This window comes from Mycobacterium ahvazicum, from assembly GCF_900176255.2.
Lineage (GTDB): Bacteria > Actinomycetota > Actinomycetes > Mycobacteriales > Mycobacteriaceae > Mycobacterium > Mycobacterium ahvazicum.
Genome location: NZ_FXEG02000005.1, coordinates 1 through 23984 on the forward strand (window position 1 = coordinate 1; position 23984 = coordinate 23984).

The 23984-nt window shown below is 68.3% G+C and carries 23 protein-coding genes; 9 read left to right on the plus strand and 14 right to left on the minus strand.

Annotation, left to right across the window (positions count from 1 at the left end):
• Nucleotides 1–370 precede the first annotated feature (370 nt).
• Nucleotides 371–1537 carry an Mrp/NBP35 family ATP-binding protein gene (locus MAAFP003_RS20985; RefSeq protein WP_096291310.1) on the plus strand — a complete coding sequence of 389 codons (1167 nt, stop codon included), beginning with the start codon at nucleotides 371–373 and terminating at the stop codon, nucleotides 1535–1537.
• A 76-nt stretch (nucleotides 1538–1613) separates the two neighbouring features.
• Here MAAFP003_RS20985 and tatB read toward each other — a convergent pair whose 3' ends face one another.
• From tatB to sigE, 4 genes are all read right to left on the minus strand, one after another.
• A complete protein-coding gene (gene tatB / locus MAAFP003_RS20990; protein ID WP_096289657.1) occupies nucleotides 1614–2018 on the minus strand; it encodes a Sec-independent protein translocase protein TatB in 405 nt (134 codons plus the stop codon).
• On the minus strand, nucleotides 2018–3547 hold the full coding sequence (gene htrA / locus MAAFP003_RS20995) for a serine protease HtrA (RefSeq protein ID WP_096289658.1): 1530 nt from the start codon (nucleotides 3545–3547) through the stop codon (nucleotides 2018–2020). Before htrA ends, tatB begins: the two co-directional genes overlap by 1 nt.
• A 146-nt stretch (nucleotides 3548–3693) precedes the next feature.
• Nucleotides 3694–4089: an anti-sigma E factor RseA gene (gene rseA / locus MAAFP003_RS21000; RefSeq protein WP_096289659.1), complete on the minus strand. Its 396-nt coding sequence runs from the start codon at nucleotides 4087–4089 to the stop codon at nucleotides 3694–3696.
• 129 nt (nucleotides 4090–4218) lie between these two features.
• Entirely contained in the window at nucleotides 4219–4971 is a 753-nt protein-coding gene (gene sigE / locus MAAFP003_RS21005; protein ID WP_096289660.1) for an RNA polymerase sigma factor SigE, read from the minus strand.
• Between the two features lie 203 nt (nucleotides 4972–5174).
• On the opposite strand from sigE, the gene MAAFP003_RS21010 reads away from it, so the two are divergent.
• The 5 genes from MAAFP003_RS21010 (at nucleotide 5175) to MAAFP003_RS21030 (ending at nucleotide 9855) form a co-directional block, all read left to right on the plus strand.
• Complete coding sequence (locus MAAFP003_RS21010) at nucleotides 5175–5843, plus strand: O-methyltransferase (RefSeq protein ID WP_096291311.1); 669 nt, start codon at nucleotides 5175–5177, stop codon at nucleotides 5841–5843.
• A gap of 170 nt (nucleotides 5844–6013) precedes the next feature.
• A complete protein-coding gene (locus MAAFP003_RS21015; RefSeq protein WP_096289661.1) occupies nucleotides 6014–6652 on the plus strand; it encodes a TetR/AcrR family transcriptional regulator in 639 nt (212 codons plus the stop codon).
• Entirely contained in the window at nucleotides 6642–7565 is a 924-nt protein-coding gene (locus MAAFP003_RS21020) for an ABC transporter ATP-binding protein (RefSeq protein WP_096289662.1), read from the plus strand. The genes MAAFP003_RS21015 and MAAFP003_RS21020 overlap by 11 nt, the downstream gene beginning before the upstream one ends.
• Nucleotides 7562–9184, plus strand: a complete 1623-nt coding sequence (locus MAAFP003_RS21025; RefSeq protein ID WP_207768587.1) for an ABC transporter permease — start codon at nucleotides 7562–7564, stop codon at nucleotides 9182–9184. The genes MAAFP003_RS21020 and MAAFP003_RS21025 overlap by 4 nt, the downstream gene beginning before the upstream one ends.
• Nucleotides 9181–9855, plus strand: a complete 675-nt coding sequence (locus MAAFP003_RS21030) for a methyltransferase family protein (protein ID WP_096289663.1) — start codon at nucleotides 9181–9183, stop codon at nucleotides 9853–9855. The genes MAAFP003_RS21025 and MAAFP003_RS21030 overlap by 4 nt, the downstream gene beginning before the upstream one ends.
• Nucleotides 9856–9865: 10 nt before the next feature.
• On the opposite strand, the gene glgC is transcribed toward MAAFP003_RS21030, so the two are convergent.
• Complete coding sequence (glgC, locus tag MAAFP003_RS21035) at nucleotides 9866–11080, minus strand: glucose-1-phosphate adenylyltransferase (protein WP_096289664.1); 1215 nt, start codon at nucleotides 11078–11080, stop codon at nucleotides 9866–9868.
• A gap of 216 nt (nucleotides 11081–11296) precedes the next feature.
• Here glgC and glgA point away from each other — a divergent pair, with 216 nt between their 5' ends.
• Nucleotides 11297–12460: a glycogen synthase gene (gene glgA / locus MAAFP003_RS21040; protein WP_096289665.1), complete on the plus strand. Its 1164-nt coding sequence runs from the start codon at nucleotides 11297–11299 to the stop codon at nucleotides 12458–12460.
• A 22-nt stretch (nucleotides 12461–12482) separates the two neighbouring features.
• Here the strand turns inward: glgA and MAAFP003_RS21045 are convergent, their stop codons facing one another.
• From MAAFP003_RS21045 to MAAFP003_RS21075, 7 genes are all read right to left on the minus strand, one after another.
• Nucleotides 12483–12650: a DUF3117 domain-containing protein gene (locus MAAFP003_RS21045; protein ID WP_003406247.1), complete on the minus strand. Its 168-nt coding sequence runs from the start codon at nucleotides 12648–12650 to the stop codon at nucleotides 12483–12485.
• A 212-nt stretch (nucleotides 12651–12862) separates the two neighbouring features.
• Complete coding sequence (locus MAAFP003_RS21050; RefSeq protein ID WP_423790948.1) at nucleotides 12863–13378, minus strand: DNA-3-methyladenine glycosylase I; 516 nt, start codon at nucleotides 13376–13378, stop codon at nucleotides 12863–12865.
• Between the two features lie 59 nt (nucleotides 13379–13437).
• The gene (locus MAAFP003_RS21055) at nucleotides 13438–13794 is read right to left on the minus strand and encodes a DivIVA domain-containing protein (protein ID WP_096289667.1); all 357 of its coding nucleotides are present in this window, start codon (nucleotides 13792–13794) and stop codon (nucleotides 13438–13440) included.
• Nucleotides 13795–13841: 47 nt separating this feature from the next.
• Nucleotides 13842–14837, minus strand: coding sequence for a glucosyl-3-phosphoglycerate synthase (locus MAAFP003_RS21060; RefSeq protein WP_096289668.1), 996 nt, complete (start codon nucleotides 14835–14837; stop codon nucleotides 13842–13844).
• Complete coding sequence (folP, locus tag MAAFP003_RS21065; protein ID WP_096289669.1) at nucleotides 14834–15658, minus strand: dihydropteroate synthase; 825 nt, start codon at nucleotides 15656–15658, stop codon at nucleotides 14834–14836. The genes MAAFP003_RS21060 and folP overlap by 4 nt, the downstream gene beginning before the upstream one ends.
• A gap of 160 nt (nucleotides 15659–15818) precedes the next feature.
• The gene (fadD6, locus tag MAAFP003_RS21070) at nucleotides 15819–17603 is read right to left on the minus strand and encodes a long-chain-acyl-CoA synthetase FadD6 (RefSeq protein WP_096289670.1); all 1785 of its coding nucleotides are present in this window, start codon (nucleotides 17601–17603) and stop codon (nucleotides 15819–15821) included.
• A gap of 33 nt (nucleotides 17604–17636) precedes the next feature.
• Entirely contained in the window at nucleotides 17637–18200 is a 564-nt protein-coding gene (locus MAAFP003_RS21075; protein ID WP_096289671.1) for an LOG family protein, read from the minus strand.
• A 99-nt stretch (nucleotides 18201–18299) separates the two neighbouring features.
• Between MAAFP003_RS21075 and MAAFP003_RS21080 the strand changes: the two genes are divergently transcribed.
• Nucleotides 18300–20447 carry an AAA family ATPase gene (locus tag MAAFP003_RS21080; RefSeq protein ID WP_096289672.1) on the plus strand — a complete coding sequence of 716 codons (2148 nt, stop codon included), beginning with the start codon at nucleotides 18300–18302 and terminating at the stop codon, nucleotides 20445–20447.
• Here the strand turns inward: MAAFP003_RS21080 and dapE are convergent.
• On the minus strand, nucleotides 20444–21532 hold the full coding sequence (gene dapE / locus MAAFP003_RS21085; protein ID WP_096289673.1) for a succinyl-diaminopimelate desuccinylase: 1089 nt from the start codon (nucleotides 21530–21532) through the stop codon (nucleotides 20444–20446). The genes MAAFP003_RS21080 and dapE overlap by 4 nt on opposite strands.
• Before the next feature lie 57 nt (nucleotides 21533–21589).
• Here dapE and dapD point away from each other — a divergent pair, with 57 nt between their 5' ends.
• Nucleotides 21590–22543: a 2,3,4,5-tetrahydropyridine-2,6-dicarboxylate N-succinyltransferase gene (dapD, locus tag MAAFP003_RS21090; protein ID WP_096291313.1), complete on the plus strand. Its 954-nt coding sequence runs from the start codon at nucleotides 21590–21592 to the stop codon at nucleotides 22541–22543.
• Between the two features lies 1 nt (nucleotide 22544).
• Here dapD and MAAFP003_RS21095 read toward each other — a convergent pair whose 3' ends face one another.
• A complete protein-coding gene (locus MAAFP003_RS21095; RefSeq protein WP_096291314.1) occupies nucleotides 22545–23801 on the minus strand; it encodes an MFS transporter in 1257 nt (418 codons plus the stop codon).
• Nucleotides 23802–23984: the final 183 nt, after the last annotated feature.

A 23984-nucleotide genomic window follows, 5' to 3' on the forward strand; every position in this document is an offset into this window, starting at 1 on the left:
CGTGGGGCAAAAGCCCCGGATCCAGGGGATTCTCCACCACCCCCCACCCCCCCCCGCGGGGGGTCCCACGCCCGTGTGCGCCCCCGCCCCCCCCGCCACCGCCGAACGCGCCGCCGGCCCCGCCGCCACCGCCGAACGCGCCGCCGCCCTGGACGCCCCCGTGGGCGCAACCGCCGGCCGCGCCACCACCTCCGGACCCGCAGGCCGTGCCGCCGAGTGCTCCGCCCCCGGCCGCCGCGCCGAACCCGGCAGCCGCAACGCCCAGCCCGGCACCCGCGCCGAAGCCGGCCACCCCGGCGCAGGCACCCGCGCCGACGCACTGACCCGCCTGCCAGCAGCGCGAAATGCGAGCCGCCTACACTCGGCGGTGATGTCTCGTCACGACCCCCCTGGTTCGCAAGCCGATCTGAACGCAGCTATCCGCACCGCACTGGGCAAGGTGATCGACCCCGAATTGCGGCGTCCCATCACCGAACTCGGGATGGTCAAGAGCATCGACGTCGCCTCCGACGGCGGCGTGCACGTCGAGATCTACCTGACCACCGCCGCCTGCCCGAAGAAGACCGAGATCAGCGATCGGGTCGGCCAGGCCGTCGCCGACGTCCCGGGCACCGGGGCGGTGAAAGTCAGCCTGGACGTGATGAACGACGAGCAGCGCACCGAGCTGCGCAAGCAGCTGCGCGGCCCGAATTCTGGGGCCGGCGAGCCCGTCATTCCGTTCGCCCAGCCCAGCTCGCTGACCCGGGTCTACGCGGTCGCGTCCGGCAAGGGCGGCGTGGGGAAGTCGAGCGTGACGGTCAACCTGGCCGCCGCGATGGCCGCGCGCGGCCTGTCGGTCGGGGTGCTGGACGCCGATATCCACGGCCATTCCGTCCCCCGGATGATGGGCACGACCGACCGGCCCACCCAGGTCGAGTCGATGATTCTGCCGCCGATCGCCCACGAGGTGAAGGTGATCTCGATCGCCCAGTTCACCGAGGGCAACGCCCCGGTGGTGTGGCGCGGTCCGATGCTGCACCGCGCGCTGCAGCAGTTCCTGGCCGACGTCTACTGGGGCGACCTGGACGTATTGCTGCTCGACCTGCCGCCCGGCACCGGCGACATCGCCATCTCGGTGGCCCAGCTGATCCCCAACGCGGAAATCCTGGTTGTCACCACGCCGCAGCTGGCCGCGGCCGAGGTCGCCGAGCGGGCCGGCAGCATCGCGCTGCAGACCCGCCAGCGCATCGTCGGCGTGGTGGAGAACATGTCGGGGCTGGTGCTGCCGGACGGCTCCACCATGCAGGTGTTCGGCGAGGGCGGCGGCGCGCAGGTGGCCGAGCGGCTGTCCCGCGCGGTGGGCGCCGACGTACCGCTGCTGGGTCAGATCCCGCTGGACCCGGCGCTGGTCGCTGCCGGCGATTCCGGTGTGCCGATCGTGCTGAGCGCGCCCGATTCGCCGGTGGGCAAGGAGCTGCGCAGCGTCGCCGAGAAGCTGTCGGCGCGCAAGCGCGGCTTGGCAGGCGTGTCGCTGGGGCTGGACCCGATGCGGAAGTAGGCCTGATCGCCGCGAGCGTAAGCGGGCTGCGATTTATGGTCGCGGAATTCGCAGTGTGCTTACGCTCGCGGGGCCGTTAGGTGGCGTCGCTGTCGAACGGCGCCGGACCGTGTTGCCCAACGCCGAATGTCGGGTTGCCATTCGGCGCCGGGGGCGGGGCCGGCGGCGGAGTTCCGTTGACGGGCCGCTCGAAATTGCCGGTGAGGAACGAATCGTCGCCGTCCAGCAGGTGCTTGGTCAGCGCCGCGCGCGGCGTCATGCCGCGCAGCTTCTGCAGCTCGCTCAGCGGGCCGCGCAGGTCGTCGAATTCGGGGCCGATGTCCTCACGCAGCTGGCTGGTGACACCGCTGAGGTAGTCGCGGGCCTGACGCAGGGCGTTCGACGTCCAGCGGATCGCGCCCGGAAGCCGTTCCGGGCCAAGGATTACCAGCCCGACCACGACGAGGACAAGCATCTCCCCCCAGCCGACGTTGGCGAACATCAGCCGCTGTCGGCATCGGGTTTGACGGTCAGGGTGACGTTGCGCCCATCGCGGACCACCTCGACCGGGGCGTCTTGCCCGATGGTCAGCTGGCGCACGGCGACCACGAACTCGTCGGCGTCGGCGACCTTGCGGCTACCGACCTTGACGATGACGTCGTTTTCCAGGATGCCGCCCTTTTGCGCGGGGCTGCCCGCCTTGACGTTGGCGACCTGGGCACCGGCGGCGATCGAGTTGCTCACCGACCGGGTGCTGACGCCCAGCGTCGGGTGCACGATCTTGCCGTCTTTGATCAGCGTCTGCGCCACCGACTTGACCTCGTTCACCGGGATCGCGAAGCCAAGGCCACTTGCGCTGTCGGACAACGACTTTCCGGCGGTGTCGATACCGATCACCTGAGAGTCCATGTCGATCAGCGGACCACCGGAGTTGCCGTGGTTGATCGACGCGTCCGTCTGCAGGGCGTCGATGACGGTGTCGGTGTCAGACCCCTCCCCCGACAACGGGACCGGACGGTGCAGGGCGCTGATGATGCCGTGCGTCACGGTGCTGCGCAGGCCCAGCGGCGCACCCGCGGCGATCACCTCGTCGCCGACGCGCACCTTGTCGGAGTCGCCGAGCCGCGCCACGCTCAGGTTGTCGACGTTGTCGACCTTGAGCACAGCCAGGTCGGTCTTGGGGTCGCGACCGACCAGGTTGGCGGGCACTTCCTTACCGTCGTTGAACACCACGGTCGTCTTGAACTGGCTGGGGTTGTTGGCTGCCTCGGAGATCACGTGGTTGTTCGTGACGATGTAGCCGCGGCCGTCGATGACCACACCGGAGCCCTGCATGCCTTCTTGTTCGCTCTTCGACTCGATGGTCACCACCGAGTTGGCGGTCGCGGCCGCCACTTTGGCGAAGCGGCCCGCCGGTTCTTCGGTGTTGTTGTTGGTCGCCAGCGTCACCTTGGAGGTGGTGAAGGCCTCGACGACCTCGGCCGTCTTGTTGCCGATCAGCCCGCCGATGGCGCCGATCACCAGCGCGATGACGAACAGGACGGCCAGCGCCAGGTAGGACACCTTCTTGCCGAACAACACGTCGCGAACGCCGAGCTTGCCGGTGTATCCCGACGGCGTGGGCGCCGTGGTCTGGGTGACGGCCGGGGTCCCCAACGCCGCCGCGGCGCCCGGGTCCCGCCACGGATCGTCCGCCTCGTCCTCGTCGAAGCCGTTCTGCTCGGCGGCCAGCGCGCTGGCGTCGATCGGGTGGCGCTGCAATGTCTCGGTGCTGCCGCCGACCGGCTTGCTGAACGCCTCCTCCAGCACCGGGTCGCGACGCTGGTCGTGCGGGCTGAACTCGACTTGGTCCCGGTACTTAGAGGGGCGTACCCGCTCCGCGACGAAGGATCCCTGTAGACCATCCGGGCGACCGAAGGCCTGACGCGCCGCGGGGTCGACCGGTGGCCGGGAAATGGGACGCGGCGCCAGGCGGTTGGCTCCGTTGTCGCCGCCGTCTTGCCCCTGGTAGAAGCCTTGGTCGGAGGTCATGAATCCTCTACTTGATGCTCGAAACCGGCCTCGCACGCCGGCCCCTGTCCAGGGCGAGCACCAGGCACAGAATTGTCCGTGTCCACCCTAGTATCCACGGTTGCTGAGCGGTCGGCATGAACCCACGAGCTGGGGCAACCCGAGTGCTACCGGCGCTTACGCTGGTCGCGCACATTGCGATCAGCGAAACGGTCGGTCGCCTGCGATGGCGTGTCGTCGGGCGGGTAATGCGGAATCTCCGAGAGCATCCCGAGCAGGGTGCTGGGGATGCGGATCGGGTGGGAATCGCGCAAAGCGGCGCGCGCCCGGCTCTGGTCGTCGACCTCGGACGCGCATTGCGGGCACAGCGACAGATGATGGGCCGCTCGCAGGTGAGCATTCATCCGCAGCTCACCGTCGACAAACGCGGCGATCGCTTCGACGGACAGGTGCTCGGTGGAGCCGAATTGCCGTGGCGCGCCGACCGGCGCGTCGCTCTGAGAGGCGAACTGCGCGGGAAGCCAGGAGAACGCGCGGCGGAACACATGTCCCCGGTCGGCCATCACCAGCCCCTTTCGCTGCCACGTACCCCTCGAATGTAGCGCGACAAGGTGCCCCGCACCGATATGCATCGTGCGAAATCGCACGATTCTCGGCCCGCGGGTCGTGCGGTGAACCGGCCCAGCCATTTTCTAAGCCGATTGGGCGTGGGTTTCCGGCTCGGAATGCGCGGCCAGATAGTCGCGCAACGCCTGACGTCCGCGGTGGATCCGGCTGCGGACAGTACCCAGCTTGACGCCCAGAGTGGCGCCGATCTCCTCATAGGACAGGCCCTCGATGTCGCACAGCACCACGGCGGCGCGAAACTCCGGGGGCAGCGAGTCCAGCGCGGCCTGCAGGTCAGGTCCCAGGCGCGCGTCGTGGTAGATCTGCTCCGGGTTCGGCTCGTCGGCCGGGACCCGGTCGTAGTCCTCCGGCAACGCTTCCATCCGGATGCGGGCACGCCGGCGCACCATGTCAAGGAACAAATTCGTGGTGATGCGGTGCAGCCAGCCCTCGAAGGTTCCGGGCTGATAGTTCTGCACCGACCGGAAGACCCGGATGAATGTCTCCTGGGTCAAGTCCTCGGCGTCTTGCTGATTACCCGAGAGCCGGTAAGCCAGGCGGTACACCCGGTCGGCGTGCTGACGCACCAACTCGTCCCACGACGGCATGGTCGTCTTGTCCCCGGTCGCGTCGAACACTGCGGTGCCCTGCAGGCCGTCGGCCGGTTCAACCCATTCGTCGTCCGGGAGTTCCTGGGCGTGCGACATCGTGTTCGGGCTCAAGAGAGTGGTGTTGATCGAATCCTCCGAATAATGTGTCCTGCCCGAAAGGGGCAGTTCGTCATCGGCAACACGCAGTTGCCAATCTGTATTCCCCGCCCAACGTCCTCCACGTTCCATACCGTCACCGTCGCCTACCGGCGTATGCGCGGCATAGGAGCAATCTGAGGTTTGGCTGAGAAACCTTATCGTTACCTGCCACACGCAGGGCATACCCGCAGTGGAGTGACTTACGCCGTCGCGGTGTCGCCGGGCGTGTCGGAAACGCTTCGATTCGCCGCGCGCCTGACGGACTGCGCGTGCGGATGCAATACGCTGCGGGCATGGACGGCACCGAGGAAGAAACCCCCGGCCAGGCGGCCCCCAGTCGGGCCGAATCGCTCTCCGCGCACGCGGAAGGGTCGATCTCCGAGGACGCGATTCTGGCCGCCGCCCGGGAACGCTCCGTCGACATCGGCGCCGGCGCGGTCACGCCCGCGGTGGGGGCGCTGTTGAGCCTGCTGACCAAGCTCAGCGGCGGCAAGGCCGTGGCCGAGGTGGGCACCGGCGCCGGGGTCAGCGGACTCTGGTTGCTGTCGGGGATGAGCGACGACGGCGTACTGACCACGATCGATATCGAGCCCGAGTATTTGCGGCTGGCCAAGCAGGCGTTCTCCGAAGCCGGCATCGGACCGTCACGCACCCGGCTGATCAGCGGCCGCGCCCAGGAGGTGCTCACCCGGCTCGCCGACGAGTCCTATGACCTGGTGTTCGTCGACGCCGACCCGATCGACCAGCCCGATTACGTCGTCGAAGGCGTGCGGCTGCTGCGATCCGGCGGGATCATCGTCGTGCACGGCTCGGCGCTGGGCGGGCGGGCCGGCGATCCCGCGGCCCGCGACGCCGAAGTGGTCGCGGTCCGGGAGGCGGCCCGTCTGATCGCCGAGGACGAGCGGCTGACGCCCGCGCTGGTGCCGCTGGGTGACGGCATGCTGGCCGCGGTCCGCGACTAGCCCGCCCTTCTAGGCGCGACTGCCCGGCCGGCCGGGCGCTCGGCGCTGCGTGCCCGGCTGCCCGGGCACTGCGTCGCACCTCCAGGCCCGGCATCGCACTGTTTCTTTTACGCATCCCTGACGCGGCGCCCCCTTGACCGTCGACTGAACGCGCGTTTAATCTACTGAACATGCGTTCAGCCGACCTGACCGCGGCCGCCCGGATCCGCGATGCCGCGATCGAGCAATTCGGCCAGCACGGCTTCGGCGTGGGACTGCGCAGCATCGCCGAGGCCGCGGGGGTGAGCGCCGCACTGGTCATTCATCACTTCGGATCCAAGGACGGCCTGCGCAAGGCGTGCGACGACTTCGTCGCCGAAGAGGTCCGCGTAAGCAAATCCGAAGCAATGCAGACCAACGATCCGGCCACCTGGCTGGGGCAGCTGGCCGAGATCGAGTCCTATGCGCCGATGATGGCCTACCTGGTGCGCAGCATGCAGTCCGGTGGCGAGCTGGCAAAGAAGTTGTGGCAACAGATGATCGACAACACCGAGCAATACCTCGACGAAGGGGTGCGCAACGGCCTGATCAAGCCCAGCCGCGACCCGAAGGCCCGAGCCAGATACCTGGGCATGAACAACGGTGGAGCATTCTTGCTCTACATCCAAATGCACGACAACCCAACGGATTTGCGGGCAGTCCTGCGCGACTATGCCCGCGATATGGTGCTGCCGGCCCTCGAGCTCTACACCGAGGGCCTGATGGTGGACCGCACCATGTATGACGCATTCCTGGCCGCCGATGATCAAGGAGAATCCCATGGCAGTTGATAGCGTCGCGCCCATCGAAATCCGGGACCTCACCAAGAACTTCGGTGCGGCACGGGCGCTGGACGGCCTCGACCTGACGGTGCGTCGAGGTGAAGTGCACGGCTTTCTCGGTCCCAACGGCGCCGGCAAGTCCACCACCATCCGCATCCTGTTGGGCCTGGTGAAGGCCGACAGCGGCAGCGTGCGACTGTTAGGCGGCGACCCGTGGTCCGATGCCGTCGAACTGCACCGTCAAATCGCTTATGTGCCAGGCGACGTCACGCTGTGGCCGTCGCTGACCGGTGGTGAGACCATCGATCTGCTGGCCCGCATGCGCGGCGGCATCGACGACGCCCGGCGCCGGGAGCTGATCGAGCGCTTCGACCTCGACCCCACCAAGAAGTCGCGCACCTACTCCAAGGGCAACCGACAGAAGGTCTCCCTGATTTCGGCCTTCTCGTCGCGGGCCAGCCTGCTGCTGTTGGACGAACCCAGCAGTGGCCTGGACCCGTTGATGGAGAACATCTTTCAGCAGTGTGTCGCCGAGGCCCGCGACCGTGGCGTGACGGTCCTGTTGTCCAGCCACATCCTGGCCGAAACCGAAGCGCTGTGCCAGACGGTGACGATCATCCGGGCCGGCCGGACCATCGAAAGCGGTTCACTGGACTCGATGCGGCATCTCAGCCGCACCTCCATCAAAGCCGAAATGATCCGTGGCCCTGGTGATCTCAGTCGGATCAAGGGTGTTGAGGATGTCAGCGTCGAGGGCAACACGTTGCGCGCACAGGTCGACAGCGAAAGCCTCGGGGAACTCATCCGGGTGCTGGGCGACGCCGGCGTGCGCAGCCTGGTCAGCCAGCCACCGACGCTCGAGGAGCTCTTCCTGCGCCACTACAACACCGGCCGCAGCGAAAAGAAGGTCTCGGCATCATGAGCATCGCAACGCTGGAACGTCCTGCTCTGCAACGCAGTTCGAACTTCACCGGAACACTGGGCATGCTGCGGCTGTATCTGCGCCGCGACCGGATCTCGCTGCCACTGTGGATTCTGCTGCTGTCGCTTCCGTTGGCGACGGTCTACATCGGCAGCATCGAGAAGGTCTATCCCAGCCAAGCCGCCCGGGCCGGGTTCGCGGCGACCATCATGGCCAGCCCGGCGCAGCGTGCCCTCTACGGGCAGGTCTACAACGACAGCCTTGGCGCCGTGGGCATTTGGAAAGCCGGGATGTTCCATGTGCTGATCGCGGTGGCCGTGATTCTGACGGTGATCCGGCACACCCGCGCCGACGAGGAAAGTGGTCGCACCGAGCTGGTGGACTCGACCGGGGTCGGACGTTACGCCAGCCTGACCGCGGCGCTGATCCTGAGCTTCGGGGCCTCGATCGCCACTGGCGCGATCGGCGCGGCGGGACTGCTGTCCACCAACGTCCCGGCCAGCGGATCGCTGGCCTTCGGCGCCGCGCTGGCCGGCTCCGGAGTGGTGTTCACGGCGGTGGCCGCCGTGACCGCGCAGCTGTCGTCGAGCGCGCGATTCGCCCGCGGTGCCGCCTTCGCGGTGCTGGGAGCCGCGTTCACGCTGCGCGCCATCGGCGACGCCGGTTCCGGCACGCTGTCCTGGTTTTCCCCGCTGGGCTGGTCTCTACAGGTCCGGCCCTATGCGGGCGATCACGGGTGGGTGCTGCTGCTGCATCTGGTCACCGCGATCGTGCTCACCGCGGTGGCGTATCGGCTGCTGGCCGGGCGCGACGTCGGAGCGGGACTCATCGCCGAGCGCGCCGGCCCGGCCACCGCCGCACCGTGGTTGAGCAACGTGTTCGGACTGACCTGGCGGCTGGACCGCGGCGCCCTGTTGCTGTGGACGGTGGGCCTGTGCCTGTACGGACTGGTGATGGGCAGCGTCGCGCACGGCATCGGCGATGAGATCGGCGGCGGCATGGCGCGCGACATCGTCGCGAGGATGGGCGGCACCTCCGCGTTGGAAGAGGCCTTCCTCGCGGTGGCGTTCAACATGATGGGCATGGTGGCGTCGGCCTTCGCCGTCTCGCTCACCTTGCGACCACACCAGGAAGAGGCCGGCCTGCGCGCCGAGACGACGCTGGCCGGCGCGGTGTCCCGAACTCGTTGGCTGGCAAGCCATTTAGCGGCAGCCCTGCTGGGGTCCGCAGCGGCGATGGTGGTCGCCGGCGCGGCCGGCGGGCTGCTCTACGGGATCGCGGCCGGCGACGTCGGCGCCAAGATGGCCGTCGTGACCGGAACCGCGGCCGTGCAGTTGCCGGCCGTCTGGCTGGCCTCAGCCGTGACGGTCGTAATCTTCGGTGTGGCACCACGATTCACGCCGGTGGCCTGGGGCGTGTTGATCGCGTTCATTGCCCTGTACCTGATCGGATCCCTGGCCGGCTTCCCGCAGTGGGTCCTGGATCTCGAGCCCTTCGCACACGTGCCGCGGGTCGGCAGCGACTTCATCGCGCTGCCGCTGGTGTGGCTGCTGGTCATCGACGCGGCCCTGATTGCTTTGGGGGCCATGGCCTTTCGCCGACGGGATCTGCGCTCATGAACACCGGTGTACGCGCGACGGCATCGTCGGTGTTCGGACTGGCCGTCTTGGGCCTGCTGCTGTTCCTACCAGCGGGCACGCTCAACTATTGGCAAGCCTGGGCCTTCATCGCGACCACCCTGGTGGCGACGATCCTGCCCACCGTCTACATCGGCCGGACGAACCCCGCCGCGCTCGAGCGCCGGATGCACGCCGGACCGAAGGCAGAGACCAGAGTCGTACAGAAGGTCGTGATGGTCAGCGCGTTTACCGCGTTGATCGCGATGCTGGTGTTCAGTGCTTACGACCATCGGATGAACTGGTCATCGGTGCCCGGCTGGGTATCGGTGTTCGGTGATGCGCTGGTCGCGATAGGACTCGGCATCGCCATGCTGGTGATCGTCCAGAATGCCTACGCCGCAGCCACAGTCACGGTGGAATCGGGCCAGACGCTGGTATCCAGCGGCGTGTACAAGTATGTGCGGCACCCGATGTACGTCGGCAACTTCATCATGATGATCGGTATCCCGCTTTCGCTCGGCTCCTACTGGGGACTTTTGTTCGTGATCCCGGGCCAAGCGGTGATCGTTTTTCGCATCCTCGACGAAGAGAAGCTGTTGACCGAGCAGTTGCCCGGATACCGCGAGTACACCCAGCACGTGCGCTATCGGCTGCTGCCCTACGTCTGGTAGCGGCGAGAGTTCAGACCCAGACGCCCTTGCCCACCGCGACCACGCCGCCGGCGCTGATCGCGAAGCGCTCCCGGTCCTTCTCCAGATCCACCCCGACCATTTCGCCGGGCCCGATCACCACGTTCTTGTCCAGGATCGCGTGGCGCACCACCGCGCCACGGCCCACCCGGGCGCCCGGCATGATCACGCTGCCCTCCACGATCGCGCCGTCGTCGACGACCACGTTCGACGACAGCACCGAGTTGCGCACCGAGGCCGCCGAGATGATGCTGCCCGCGCCGACGACAGACTCCTGGGCGGAGCCGCCGTTGACGAACTTCGCCGGCGCCAGGTTCTCCGTCGCGCCCTGAATCGGCCAGCGCCGGTTGTACAGGTTGAACACGGGGTGCACCGACACCAGATCCATGTGCGCGTCGTAAAACGCATCCAGCGTCCCGACGTCGCGCCAGTAGGCCCGGTCGCGATCGGTGGCGCCGGGCACCTCGTTGTCGTTGAAGTCGTAGACCGCGGCCATCCCGTCGTCCACCAAGCGCGGAATGATGTTGCCACCCATGTCGTGATCGGAGTGGTCGTCGTCGGCGTCGGCGCGAATCGCGTCGACGAGCACCTTGGTGGTGAAGATGTAGTTGCCCATCGAGGCGAACGTCGTCTCCGGATCGTCGGGCGTGCCCGGCGGCTCCAGCGGCTTCTCGACGAAGCTGCGGATCCGGCCGGATTCGTCGGCGTCGATGCAGCCGAATGCCGAGGCTTCGCCGCGCGGCACCCGGATGCCGGCCACCGTCGCGCCGGCCCCGCTGTCGATGTGAAAACGGACCATCTGCTCGGGGTCCATCCGGTACACGTGGTCGGCGCCGAAAACCACTATGTAGTCCGGGTCTTCGTCGTAGATCAGATTCAGCGACTGGTAGATCGCGTCGGCGGAGCCGGTGTACCAGCGCGGGCCGAGGCGCTGCTGGGCCGGCACCGGGGTGATGTACTCACCGGCCAGACCGGACAGCCGCCAGTTCTGCGAAATGTGACGGTCAAGTGAATGCGACTTGTATTGCGTGAGAACGCAGATCCGCAAGTATCGGGCATTGACGAGGTTGGACAGCACGAAGTCGATCAGGCGATAGGCGCCGCCGAAGGGAACCGCGGGCTTGGCCCGGTCCGCGGTCAGCGGATACAACCGCTTGCCCTCACCGCCGGCCAGGACGATGCCCAGCACGTGGGGTGCTTCCCTCATGACTCCAAACCTATCGGCCGTCACGAACCGCTGCCAGGGGCAATCCCCCGGGGCGGCGTTGCGACGGGCTGTCCGTCAAGGTGTTTGGCAAACGTGGCCGCCGCTCACCGTAATCGATTGTGCCGCCCGGCGCGCGGTGGCGTCGCCGCGGGAATTCACCAGCCGCTTTTCCGTCCGATTCGCGAGGGGCGTCGCAAGCGAACTACGGTGCGGTGTATGCGGGTGGCAATGATGACTCGGGAGTACCCACCAGACGTCTACGGGGGAGCCGGCGTACACGTCACCGAGCTCGTCGCCCAACTGCGCCGACTGTGCACGGTCGACGTGCACTGCATGGGCGCCCCGCGTCCCGGCGCCGTCGCGCACGAGCCCGACCGGCGCCTGCGCGACGCGAACGCGGCGCTGTCCACGCTGTCCACGGATCTGGTGATGGCTAACGCCGCGGCCGAGGCCACGGTGGTGCATTCGCATACCTGGTACACCGGCATGGCCGGGCACCTCACCGCGATGCTCTACGACATCCCCCACATCCTGACGGCGCATTCGCTGGAACCGCTGCGGCCGTGGAAGGCCGAACAACTCGGCGGGGGCTACCGGATCTCGTCGTGGGTCGAGCGCACCGCGGTGCTGGCGGCCGATGCGGTGATCGCGGTGAGTTCGGGCATGCGCGAGGACGTGCTGCGGGTCTACCCGACGCTGGATCCCAGTCAGGTGCACGTCGTCCGCAATGGCGTCGACAGCGACGTGTGGCATCCCGCCGGACCGGCGGACACCGGCTCGGTGCTGGCCGAGCTCGGCGTCGATCCGAACCGGCCGATGGTGGCCTTCGTCGGTCGGATCACCCGGCAGAAGGGCGTCGGCCATTTGGTCGCTGCCGCGCACCAATTCAGCCCCGACGTGCAACTGGTGCTGTGCGCCGGCGCTCCCGATACCCCGGAGATCGCCGACGAGGTACGCACCGCCGTGGACGGGCTCGCCCGCGTCCGCTCGGGCGTGTTCTGGATCCAGGAAATGCTTCCCGTCGCGGAATTGCGCGAAATACTCTCGGCGGCGACGGTTTTCGTGTGCTCATCGGTGTACGAGCCGTTGGGCATCGTCAACCTGGAGGCGATGGCCTGCGCGACCGCGGTGGTGGCCTCCGACGTCGGCGGAATTCCGGAGGTGGTCGTCGACGGAGTCACCGGATCGCTGGTGCATTACGACCCCGACGACGCCGGGGCTTACCGGGCGGGATTGGCAAAAGCGGTCAATGAACTCGTCGCGGACCCGGCGAAGGCGCAGCGCTACGGACGCGCCGGACGGCGTCGTTGCATCGAGGAATTCTCCTGGGCGCATGTCGCTGAGCAGACCCTGGAGATCTACCGAAAGGTGTGTTCTTAGCTGCCCCCGACACCCGGGGGACTTAGCTGGTGACGCCCTTGAGTTCGTCACCCAGGGCAGCGGCCTCGTCGGGCGTCAACTCGACGACGAGACGGCCACCACCTTCAAGTGGTACCCGCATTACGATGCCGCGCCCCTCCTTAGTCGCTTCGAGAGGACCGTCTCCGGTCCGGGGCTTCATCGCCGCCATCGAGTGCTCCCTCCAGATTCGAGTTGGCCCGTCCTCGCGAGCCTGGTCGGCAGCGAGCTAGTCCCGCCAGCGGATTTCCAGCCATACCCGACTTTGAACTGCCAAATCACCCCCCCATTGTTCCCTATTCGGCTCACTAAATGCACAAGACCCGTCCGTAGCGCCCTCCGCGGGGGTTCGCGCGTGGTTTGCCGGGCTTGTCGCCCGACCCCTCATCGTGGCGAGGGAACCCAGCAATCACGGACGTGGTCGTCGACCATCCCGGTCGCCTGCATCAGCGCGTACGCGGTGGTGGGGCCCACGAACCGGAAACCGCGGCGTTTGAGTTCCTTCGCCATGGCCTTGGATTCATCGGTAGCGGAAGGGATTTCGGATTCGGAGGCGGGACGCGGCCGCGACGGCGGCGCGAACGACCACAGCAGGTCGGACAGGTCTTCCGCCGATCCCAATTCGGCCACCGCCCGCGCGTTGGCAATCGTCGCGTCGATCTTGGCCCGGTTGCGGACGATGCCGGAGTCGGCCATCAGCCGCTGCACATCGGCCTCGGTAAAGCGCGCCACCTTTTCGGCGTCGAACCCGGCGAAGGCACGGCGGAAATTGTCCCGCTTGCGCAGGATCGTCAACCAGGACAGGCCGCTCTGAAAGGCCTCCAGGCTCATCCGCTCGAACAGTGCCACCCCGCCACGCAGCGGCCGGCCCCACTCCTGGTCGTGATAGTTGCGGTACATGTCGAAGTCGGGCCCGGGCCGGCCCACCGCCCAGCTGCAGCGAGTCCGCCCGTCGTCGGTCACGCCGGATCCCCGCCCGGGGTGTCCTCGCCGTCGGCCGCGTCGACGGCCTCGCGATGCGCTGCTGTTGCGGCCGCACTGACCGCCGCCAGCTGACCCCGCAGCGCCTCGAGCTCGCGGGCCAACCGGTCCAGCACCCAGTCGACCTCGCTGGTCTTGTAACCCCGCAGCACCTGGGTGAACTTGACCGCGTCGACGTCGGAGCCGGTGACACCGTAGGCGGGCAGCACCGTCGCCGTGGTCCCCCGCGGCAGGGGCGGCAGCTGCTCACCACGCCCGAACAGCAGGCTCGCCGCGCCGAACAGCACGATCGCCACCAGCACCAACACCACGATGTAGAGCAAGACCAACGCCACGGAATCGATAGTGCCCTATGCCGCCGACAGGACGGCGAGCGTGGGCCCTATTGGGGCCTCACCCCGTTCATCGGCGGCCGGTCGGCCAGCGACACCGGCCGGGTGTGCTGGGTGTACCCCTCGCCGTCGGCGAAGAACTGCGTCAGCCCGACCCCGGAGTCGGGGATGCCGCAACGCGACAGCAGGGTCGCGATGACCTGACGGCTCATCGCGCCCAGCTCGGCCAGCGGCCGGTTGCGGTGCGCCCGCACACCGAGGTTGACCTGCGCGATCGCGTCCAGGCCCAGCCGGTCGAAGGTGTCGACCAGCAGGCCGATCTCGACGCCGTAGCCCGGGGCGAACGGCAGGGAGGTCAGCAATTCGCGGGTGGCCGCGTATTCGCCACCGAGGGGCTGTAGCACGCAGCCCAGCTCCGGCCGCAGCGCCGCCAGCAAAGGCCGGGCCACCAGCTCGGTGACCCGCCCGCCGCCGTTCGCGGCGTCTCCGCCGCGGATGGACGGGTCACCCGCCTCGCTGACGTTCAGCGGTCGGCGGTAGAAGCTTTTGACCAGGTGAATGCCGTCGCCGATCAGCAGCGGACCCAGCAGCCACGGCACGAACATCGGGTGCGGGTTGATCAGGTCGGAGTCGACGAACACCACGATGTCGCCGCTGGTCGCGGCCAGCGAACGCCACAACGCCTCACCCTTGCCCGGCCGGGTCGCGACCTCGGGCAACGCCTGTTCACGGCTGACGACGCGGGCGCCGGCCGCGATCGCGCGGATCTCGGTCTCGTCGGTGGAGCCGGAGTCCAGCACGATCAGCTCGTCGACCAGCCCCCCGGAATCGCGGACCAGCGGCGAGATGCTGCCGACCACCGAGGCGATGGTTTGTTGCTCGTCGAGGGCCGGCAGCACGACCGAGACGGTTCGCCCGCCCTTGGCCTCTTCCAGCTGCTTGATCGTCCAGGTGGGACGGCTCCAGCTGCGACGCTGCAGCCACTGCCGCGCCGCGGCGGCCTCACTGCTGGTCAGCTCCCCGGCGACCAGGTCGGATGCCGTCATGCCAGTCCTCTCACGGTGCGCGCCGGCGGCCGGATGCCCTGGATCGAGGCGACCATTTCCAGCACCCGTCGCGTCGCGGCAACCTGATGCACCCGAAATACCCGCACGCCGGCGGCCGCTGCCAACGCGGTGGCTGCCAGTGTCCCCTCAAGCCGTTCGGTCAGTTCCACACCCAGAGTCTCCCCGACGAAGTCCTTGTTGCTCAAAGCCATGAGCACGGGCCATCCGGTATTAACAAGTTCGCTCACGTGGCGCAACAGGACCAACCCGTGGAAGGTGTTCTTGCCCATGTCGTGCGTCGGGTCGATCAATACCCGGTCGGGGGCCACTCCGGCGGCGACCGCGCGCTCGGCGGCGCCGGTGACCTGACGGATCACGTCGTCGACCACGCCGCGGGTGGTGGTGCCGAAGCGCACCCGGAACGGGCGGGTGCGCGGCTGCGCGCCACCGGTGTGCGAACACACCAGGCCCACGCCGAGTTCGGCGGCGACCTCCGGCAGGGCCGGGTCGACGCCCGCCCAGGTGTCGTTGATCAGGTCGGCGCCGGCGGCGCAGGCCAGTCGGGCCACCTCGGAGCGCCAGGTGTCGACACTGATCAGCTGGTCGGGGTAGGCGCCCCGCAACCATTCGATGAACGGCACCAGCCGGGCGATCTCCATGGCCGCGTCCACGTTCTCGCCGGGTCCCGCCTTGACCCCGCCGACGTCGATGAGATCGGCACCCTCGGCGACGGCCCGGTGCACGGCTGACCGGGCCGCTTCGTCGCTGAAGGTCGCACCCTTGTCGTAGAACGAGTCGGGTGTGCGGTTGATGATCGCCATGACCAGCGCGCGATCCCCGGCAACGGGTCGGCCGCACAGAGTTGACTGCACACGTCCATAGTGCCTGCTCCGTCGGGGGCCGGTGCGCCTCCCCCAAGGCTTCAGCCTTGCGGTCGCTTACCGGCTCGAGCCGATTGGCCGGTGCGCCTCCCCCAAGGCTTCAGCCTTGCGGTCGCTTACCGGCCGCGACCTCGCCGGGGTATTCGTCGTAGTACGGCACATAGCCCTCGTCGCGGCCGGCGAGCACGTACAGCGGATCCGCCACGTCGGGCCCGTAGGCCTGCTCGCGCAACTCCACCTTGCGGCTCTTGAACGTCGTGGTGTGCTCGAGCGTCTTGACCACGCGGACGAACAGCGGCAGCGCGTAGGCCGGCAGTTGTCCGTAGACCGCACTGGCCAGTGCCTTGCCGTCGAACTCCGCGCCCTCGCGCAACTGGACCGCGGCCATCCCGGCACGTCCCCCGGTGTTGGGCACTTCGACACCGAACACGGTGCACTCCTCGACGGCCTTGTCCGACGCCACCGCCGCCTCGACCTGCGTGGTGGCGACGTTCTCGCCCTTCCACCGGAAGGTGTCGCCGAGCCGGTCGACGAACGCGGCGTGCCGCATGCCCTGCGGGCTCATCACGTCGCCGGAGTTGAAGTAGCAGTCACCATCGCGGAAAGCGTTGCGCACCAACTTCTTTTCGCTCGACGCCTTGTCGGTGTAGCCGTCGAACGGCTGCAGCCGGTTGACCGGGCTGAGCAGCAGTCCGGGCTGACCGGCCGGCACCTTGCACACCCGGCCGTTGGCGTCGCGGAACGGGTCCCCGGTGTCGGGGTCGTACTCCACGTACACCAGCGGCATCGGCGCGAGGCCCGTCGACCCGGGCACATTGAAGACGTTGATGAAGGCCGTGTTGCCCTCACTGGACGCGTAGAACTCACACACCCGCGAGATGCCGAACCGCTTGGTGAAGTCCTTCCAGATCTCCGGGCGCAATCCGTTGCCGGCGATCAGGCGCACCTTGTGTTTGCGGTCGGTGTCCTTCGGCGGCTGGTTGAGCAGATACCGGCAGATCTCGCCGATGTAGATGAACGCGGTGGCCTGACTCTCGATGGCCTCGTCCCAGAACCGGGAGGCCGAGAACGACTTACCCAACGCCAGCGTTGCCCCGGAGTTGATCGCCGACGACAGCGCCACGGTCAGCGCGTTGTTGTGATACAGCGGCAGGCAGCTGTACAAGGTGTCGGAGCCCTTCAGCCGCAACCCCAGCCCGCCGAACGCCGCCAGGGCCTTGAGCCAGCGCAGATGCGTCATCACGCTGGCCTTGGGGAACCCGGTGGTGCCCGACGTGAAGATGTAGAAGGCGGTGTCGCGGGCCTGCACAGCCCCCACCGAATCCGGGTTGGTGGCCACCGCGCCTACCGCGAAGCGCTCCAGATCTTCGATCGTCAGCGTGTTGGCGGTGCCCGCGGAGCCGGTCTCGGCGACCGCGCTGACCAGGTCGGTCTCCGCGATCAGCACCTTGGCGTCGAGCAATCCAAGGCTGTGCGCGAGCACTTCACCACGCTGGTGATAGTTGAGCATTCCGGCGACGGCCCCGCACTTGACGGTGGCCAGCATCGCCAGCACCGTGTTGGGCGAATTGCGCAGCATGATCCCGACGACGTCGCCGTGGCCGACTCCGCGCGCGGCCAACACCGCGGCATAGCGGTTGGCGGCCGCGTTGGCCTCGCGGTAGGTCAGCTGCTGGTCACCGAAGCGCAGGAAGACCTTGTCGCCGTAGCGGGCGGCGCGGTCCTGGAACACGCTGCCGATCGACCGGTGCGAGCCCGGCTGGGCCAACAGCCCGGTCGCCGCGCCGCGAAGGATCACCCGCATGTCGGCCAGTACGGCCGGCAGTCCCGACGCGATGTCGGTCAGGCCGATCCGTCTGCGTGCTCCCCCGGCGTGATCGGACACGTGCTCCCTCGATTCCCCTTGACGCAGCCGACCTCAGTTAGGGGCGCACGCCTCGATTGCGTCATTCACCTTATCGACCAGCATCAGCGTGTCCATCGCTACCTGTGAGATGTACCCGCGGTCCACCAAGTCGTTCAGCCAGACCCACAAGCCCTCGTAGTGTCCCCAGGTATCCAGCAGCACCACGGGTTTGTCGTGCATACCCAAAGAGCCCGTCGTCCATGCCTCGAACAGCTCGTCGAGCGTGCCGATCCCACCGGGAAGCGCGATGAACGCGTTGGAGCGGTCTTCCATGATCCGCTTCCGGTCGCGCATGTTGTCGGTGACGATCAGCTCGGAGGCGTTCTCGTCGGCGAGTTCGCGGCGCACCAACTGGCGCGGGATGATGCCGACCGTCTTGCCGCCACGGGCGCGCGCCGCACTGGCCACCGCGCCCATCGCCGATATGTCGCCGCCGCCCCACACCAGGGTCCAGCCGCGGTCGGCGATCGCTTCGCCGAGTTCGCTAGCCAGATCAAGCAATTCGGGATGTGTCGGGCCGGACGCGCAGTAGACGCAGACCGCCCATTCGCTCGAGGATTCGCCGTCGGGGCGCATAACCGCCAAGGTAGACCAACGCCGTTCGAACCGTGCGCGTATGGGGCTTTCGCGCTAGCTAGTCATCGGCTGGCCACCGCGCCGCCATAAAATTCGGCGATGCCGATTCGATGGAACGTCCCGCAGCACGCGTCCACCCTGGAACGACTGGATTCCGCGCTGGGTGACGGACCGCGGCGCGGTGCGGTCGTGCTCGGTCCCGACGGCGTCGGCAAGTCGACCCTGGCGCGGTTGGCCGCCGAGAACTTCTCTCGTGGCAACCCGAGCACTTTCATCCGCTGGGTCACCGGCACCCCGACCGAGCGCGTGGTCCCGTTCGGCGCCTTCAGCCACATCGTGGACTTCTCCAACTTCGGGGACGACATCGGGAAGCCGGCCGCGCTGCTGCGGGCGGCCCGGGCATCGCTGAGCGGCGACCGGCAGGGAGATCTGCTGCTGATCGTCGACGATGCCCACGACTTGGACATCCTGTCGGCCACCCTGGTCTACCAGCTGGCGCTGGCCGGGACCGCCCGGATGATCGTCACCGCCCGCGCTGACACCGCACCCGAGGCCATCGCGGCGCTGTGGACCGACGGCCTGCTGGAGCGCATCGATGTCGACGCGCCCGGCCAGCCCACCAGCACGGCCGAGGTCGACACCTTCATCGCCGAGTTGCCCGCCGCCGCGCGGGCGGTGCTCGACTATCTCGCCGTCGAAGAGCCGCTGTCGGCGGCCGATCTCACCGCGCTGGCCGGCGACGGCGCGGTCGGCGAGGCGCAGCAGTGGGGCGCGGCCGAAACCCGGGTGCGCGACGAGCGCGCCGAAGATCCGGTCGTCTACACCGCCCACCCGCTGTTCTCCGAACGGGCGCGGGCCGCGCTGGGCGCCGACGGTGCCCGGCAGCGGCGCACCGAGGTGGTCGAGCTGCAGTCCCGGCATCCGTCCGAACACCTCAGCGACCGGCTGCGGCTGGCCTCCCTGGCGCTGGACAGCGACGCTCCGCAGCCGGTGGCCGCGGTCGTCGACGCCGCGCAACAGGCGCTGCGGCTCGGCGATCTCACGCTCGCCGAACGGTTCGCCCGCTCCGCGCTGGCGCGCGGCGAGGACGGCCAGGCACTGGCCGCGCGGCTGCCGCTGGCGAATTCGCTGGCGTTTCAGGGCCGGGGCCGCGAGGCCGAGGAGTTGCTGGCCGCCGTGGATTCCGCCGCGTTGTCCGAAGAAGACCTGATGGCATGGACCCTGCTGCGGGCGGCCAATCAGTTCTTCATGCTCAGCGAGCCGGAGCGGGCCACCGCGTTTCTGCTGACGATCCGTAATCGCGTTCCCGATGTCGGCCCGCGGGTCACGCTCGACGCGCTGAGCGCAACCTTCGCGATGAACGCCGGCAACATCGGGGGCGCCGTCGAGATCGCGCATCGGGTGCTGGACTCACCGGCCGCCGACGACCAGGCGGTGGCCTGGGCGGCGAGCGCGGCGACGCTGTGTTCGGCGCGCCAGGGCCGGTTCGCCGACGTAGAGCCGCTGGCGCAACGCGCGCTGGGCGCCGAGCACCCCGGGCTGCTGCGGTTCACGGTCGGCCTGGGCGAGACGACGACCCTGCTGATGGCCGGCCGGGTCGAGACGGCGACCGAACTGGCGCAGCAGTTCACCGATTTCGCCGAATTGCAGCAGCCGGGTCGCGCGATCGGCGAGGTGCTGCTGGCGCACATGATGATCGCCGCCGGCCGATTCGGCGAAGCCGCCGCGCTGTTGGGTCCGGCGGCCGCGGCCCTGGAACGCACCGGCTACTCGTGGGGGCCGCTGTCGCTGATGCTGCTGGCCACCGCGCTGGCCCAGCAGGGCGACATCGCCGCCGCGGCAAAAGCCTTGAGCAGAGCCGAATCTCGGCATGGCACCAAGTCGGCTCTGTTCAGCCCCGAGCTGGGCGTGGCCCGGGCCTGGCGGTTGGCCGCCGGGCGCGACTCGCACGGGGCGATCGCCGCGGTCCGGGACGCGGCCCGGATGGCCGAACGACGCGGGCAGTCTGCGGTGGCGCTTCGCGTCTGGCACGAGGCCGTGCGCCTCGGCGACATCCGCGCGGTCGATCCGCTGGCCCGGCTGTGCGACGAGGTCGACTGCGTGGCGGGACAGCTCGCGCTGGCTCATGCCAAAGCGCTGGCGACGAACGACGGGGACGCGCTGCGTGCGGTGGCCGCGGAGCTGACGGCGGTCGGTCTGCACGCTGCGGCCGCCACTGCGGCCGCGCAGGCCCAGCAGTGCGCTTAGCCGCCTGCTAAAACCGCTAGGTATCCCCGCAGCATGTCCGCGGCGGCGGTGATCGCGGCGACGGGCACCCGTTCGTCGCGGGTGTGCGCCAGGTTGGGGTCGCCGGGCCCGAAGTTGACCGCCGGGATGCCCAGGGCGGCGAATCGGGACACGTCCGTCCAGCCGTACTTGGCGCGCACCTGCCCGCCGGCCGCCTCGACCAGCGCCTTGGCGGCCGGCTGGGACAGCCCGGGTAGCGCTCCGGCGGCGCCGTCGGTCTGCTCGATCCGCACGTCGATGCCGTCCAGCACGTCATGCACGTGTTGCAGCGCCTCGGCGAGCGACCGGTCGGGGGCGAAGCGGTAGTTGACGGTGACCGAGGCGGCGTCGGGAATGACGTTGCCGGCGACGCCGCCGTCGACCCGCACCGCCGACAAGCCTTCCCGGTATTGGCAGCCGTCGATGTCGACGGTTCGAGCCTGGTAGGCGGCCAACCGCTCCAGCACCGTACCCAGTTTGTGAATTGCGTTGTCGCCCAACCAGGACCGCGCCGAATGCGCCCGGGTTCCGTTGGCGCTGACCACAACTCGCAGCGTGCCCTGACACCCCGCCTCGATATAGCCGCCGGTGGGCTCACCCAGGATCGCGACGTCGGCGGCCAACCAGTCCGGCAGCTCACGCTCGATGCGGCCCAAACCGTTTGCGGCCGCGTCGATTTCCTCGCAGTCGTAGAGCACCAGCGTCAGATCGTGTGCCGGTTCGGCCACCGTGGCGGCCAGATGCAGAAACACGGCGTCACCGGATTTCATGTCGGAGGTGCCGCAGCCATACAGCATGTCGCCTTCGGCGTCCGCCGAGCGATGGCTGGGCAGGTTGTCGGCGGCTGGGACCGTGTCGAGATGACCGGCCAGCAGCACCCGCGACGGCAGGTTTCGCCGGGTGCGCGCCAGCACCGCGTTGCCGTTGCGGACGATCTCGAAGCCGGTGGTCTGCGCGCGCAGCGCCGCCTCGACCTCGGCGGCAATGCGCGCTTCGTCTCGCGACTCGCTGGGGATGTCGACCAGCGCCGCGGTCAACGCGATCGGATCCCCATGCAAGTCCAGCACCCAACCAGCGTAATGGTCGGAAGGGCGCGCGGACCCGCGCGCAACGCACGAAGTAACCTGACCGCCGTGACTGGAGCTGCAGGTATCGGGTTGGCGACACTGGCCTTCGACGGATCGATCCTCGACACATGGTTTCCCGCACCGGAACTGACGGAGTCGGACACCAGCGGCACGTCGCGCCTTGCGCTGTCCGATATTCCGCCGGAGCTGGCCGCACTGGTCGGGCGCGACGACGACCGCAACACCGAGACCGTGGCCGTACGCACGGTCATCGGCTCACTCGACGAGGTGGCCGCCGACGCCTACGACGCCTACCTGCGGCTGCACTTGCTGTCTCACCGCCTGGTCGCGCCGCACGGGCTGAACGCCGGCGGCTTGTTCGGCGTATTGACCAATGTGGTGTGGACTAATCACGGACCCTGCGCGATCGAGGGTTTCGAGTCGGTCCGCGCGCGGCTGCGCCGCAAGGGACAGGTGACCGTCTACGGCGTCGACAAGTTCCCGCGGATGGTCGACTACGTGATGCCCACCGGGGTCCGCATCGCCGACGCCGACCGGGTGCGCCTGGGCGCGCACCTCGCGTCCGGGACCACCGTGATGCACGAAGGTTTCGTCAACTACAACGCCGGCACGCTGGGCACGTCGATGGTGGAGGGCCGCATCTCGGCCGGCGTCGTGGTGGGCGACGGCTCCGACATCGGCGGCGGCGCGTCGATCATGGGCACACTGTCCGGCGGTGGTACCGAAGTCATTTCGATCGGTAAGCGGTGTCTGCTCGGTGCCAACGCGGGCCTGGGCATCTCGCTGGGCGACGATTGCGTCGTCGAAGCCGGCCTGTATGTCACGGCCGGCACCAAAGTCATTACGCCCGAAGGCAAAACGATGAAGGCACTGGAGCTGTCGGGCGGCAACAACCTGTTGTTCCGCCGCAATTCGGTCAGCGGTGCCGTGGAAGTGGTGGCCCGCGGCGGTCAGGGCATTGCGCTGAACGAGGACCTGCACGCCAACTGAGCTACAGCGACGTCCCGCAGGTTTCGGGCAGCAGATAAGTGCAGACCAGGCTGATCAGCGCGAGAGCCGCCAGCATGACCCCGATCGACCAGCTGCCGTAGGTCGCCAGCAGCGTCCCGGCGATCAGCGGCGGCAGCGCCCCGCCGAAGACGCCGGCCAGATTGATCGCCAGTGCCGAGCCGCTATAGCGGTAGCGGGTGGCGAAGAGTTCGGGGATGAAGGCTCCGATGGGTCCGCTGCCGATCCCGGAGATCGCGAAGGTGCCGACAATCGCAACCGTATACAACGCTTTGTGGCCGGTGTCGATCAGGGGGATCACCACAAACGCCCACGGCACACACGTCGCCCAGCCCACCAACATGATCCGGCGCCGGCCGAATCGATCGCTCAGAATGGCCGAGGCGATCACCGCCGCGATGCTCACCAGACCGCTCAGCACACCGACCGACCAGATGAAGCCGCGCGTATAGCCCAGGTGGGTGTGCGCGTACATCGTGAAATACGTGTTGCCCATGTAGCAGAACGCCATCGTGCACAGCACGCTGCCGGCGGCCAGCAGGATCTCCCGGCCCTGCAGGCGAAACACCTCGGCCAGCGGCGCTTTGGGCACCAGGTCGCGTGACTTCTCCTCGGCGAACACCGGAGTCTCGTCGATGTTGAGCCGCACGTACAACGCCAGCGCGATCAGCACCGAGCTGATCAGGAACGGGATCCGCCAGCCCCACTGCAGGAACTCGGGGCTGTATTCGCCGATCGTGACGTTCACGCCGAGGAAGGTCAGGCTGCTCAGCACTCCGGCGACACCGCCGCCCAGCAAGGTGAACATCCCGTACAAGCCGCGACGGGCGCCCGGGGCGTATTCGGCGCTCAACAACGCCGACCCGGCCCATTCGCCGCCCACCGCAAACCCCTGCAGCAGCCGCAGCCCCATCAGGATCAACGGCGCCGCCACCCCGATGGAGGCGGTGCTGGGAACCAGGCCGACGCTCACGGTCGCCACGGCCATGATCAGCAACGTGGAGATCAGCGTCTTCTTGCGGCCCAGCCGGTCCCCGAAGTACCCGAAGACGGCCGCACCGATGGGCCGCGACAAAAACGCCGTGGCGAACGTCCCCATCGAGGCGATCATCGCCACGCCGGGCGTGAGGTTCGGAAAGAACACGGCGGGAAACACCAGTGCCGCCGCGGTGCCGTAGATCAGGAAGTCGTAGAACTCGATCGCCGAACCGACCAGACACGAGGTCGCGACCCGCGCCATCGGTGCGGCGCGCGGTTGGTCCGCGATCGTCGTCGCAGCACCCGCCGGGCGGATCGACTCACCCATGGCACATCCTTACCTGTCCCCGTGGTGTGTTTGCCTGCATGTCCACAAACGAAATTATGCGAAGCAGTGGACTCTCGCTTGTCCGAAAGCCTGGCAATATCCTGCGTGTCGCTAAAA

Coding starts and splice junctions, on each gene's coding strand:
- tatB (WP_096289657.1), bottom strand. CDS start 2,018: ATGTTCGCCAACGTCGGCTGGGGGGAGATGCTTGTCCTCGTCGTGGTC.
- sigE (WP_096289660.1), bottom strand. CDS start 4,971: ATGGAACGTGGAGGACGTTGGGCGGGGAATACAGATTGGCAACTGCGT.
- MAAFP003_RS21050 (WP_423790948.1), bottom strand. CDS start 13,378: ATGTACCGCAACTATCACGACCAGGAGTGGGGCCGGCCGCTGCGTGGC.
- MAAFP003_RS21030 (WP_096289663.1), top strand. CDS start 9,181: ATGAACACCGGTGTACGCGCGACGGCATCGTCGGTGTTCGGACTGGCC.
- MAAFP003_RS21080 (WP_096289672.1), top strand. CDS start 18,300: ATGCCGATTCGATGGAACGTCCCGCAGCACGCGTCCACCCTGGAACGA.
- glgC (WP_096289664.1), bottom strand. CDS start 11,080: ATGAGGGAAGCACCCCACGTGCTGGGCATCGTCCTGGCCGGCGGTGAG.
- MAAFP003_RS20985 (WP_096291310.1), top strand. CDS start 371: ATGTCTCGTCACGACCCCCCTGGTTCGCAAGCCGATCTGAACGCAGCT.
- MAAFP003_RS21075 (WP_096289671.1), bottom strand. CDS start 18,200: ATGCGCCCCGACGGCGAATCCTCGAGCGAATGGGCGGTCTGCGTCTAC.
- MAAFP003_RS21020 (WP_096289662.1), top strand. CDS start 6,642: ATGGCAGTTGATAGCGTCGCGCCCATCGAAATCCGGGACCTCACCAAG.
- glgA (WP_096289665.1), top strand. CDS start 11,297: ATGCGGGTGGCAATGATGACTCGGGAGTACCCACCAGACGTCTACGGG.
- htrA (WP_096289658.1), bottom strand. CDS start 3,547: ATGACCTCCGACCAAGGCTTCTACCAGGGGCAAGACGGCGGCGACAAC.
- rseA (WP_096289659.1), bottom strand. CDS start 4,089: ATGGCCGACCGGGGACATGTGTTCCGCCGCGCGTTCTCCTGGCTTCCC.
- MAAFP003_RS21025 (WP_207768587.1), top strand. CDS start 7,562: ATGAGCATCGCAACGCTGGAACGTCCTGCTCTGCAACGCAGTTCGAAC.
- MAAFP003_RS21010 (WP_096291311.1), top strand. CDS start 5,175: ATGGACGGCACCGAGGAAGAAACCCCCGGCCAGGCGGCCCCCAGTCGG.
- MAAFP003_RS21095 (WP_096291314.1), bottom strand. CDS start 23,801: ATGGCGCGGGTCGCGACCTCGTGTCTGGTCGGTTCGGCGATCGAGTTC.
- MAAFP003_RS21045 (WP_003406247.1), bottom strand. CDS start 12,650: ATGGCGGCGATGAAGCCCCGGACCGGAGACGGTCCTCTCGAAGCGACT.
- MAAFP003_RS21015 (WP_096289661.1), top strand. CDS start 6,014: ATGCGTTCAGCCGACCTGACCGCGGCCGCCCGGATCCGCGATGCCGCG.
- folP (WP_096289669.1), bottom strand. CDS start 15,658: ATGGCGATCATCAACCGCACACCCGACTCGTTCTACGACAAGGGTGCG.
- MAAFP003_RS21060 (WP_096289668.1), bottom strand. CDS start 14,837: ATGACGGCATCCGACCTGGTCGCCGGGGAGCTGACCAGCAGTGAGGCC.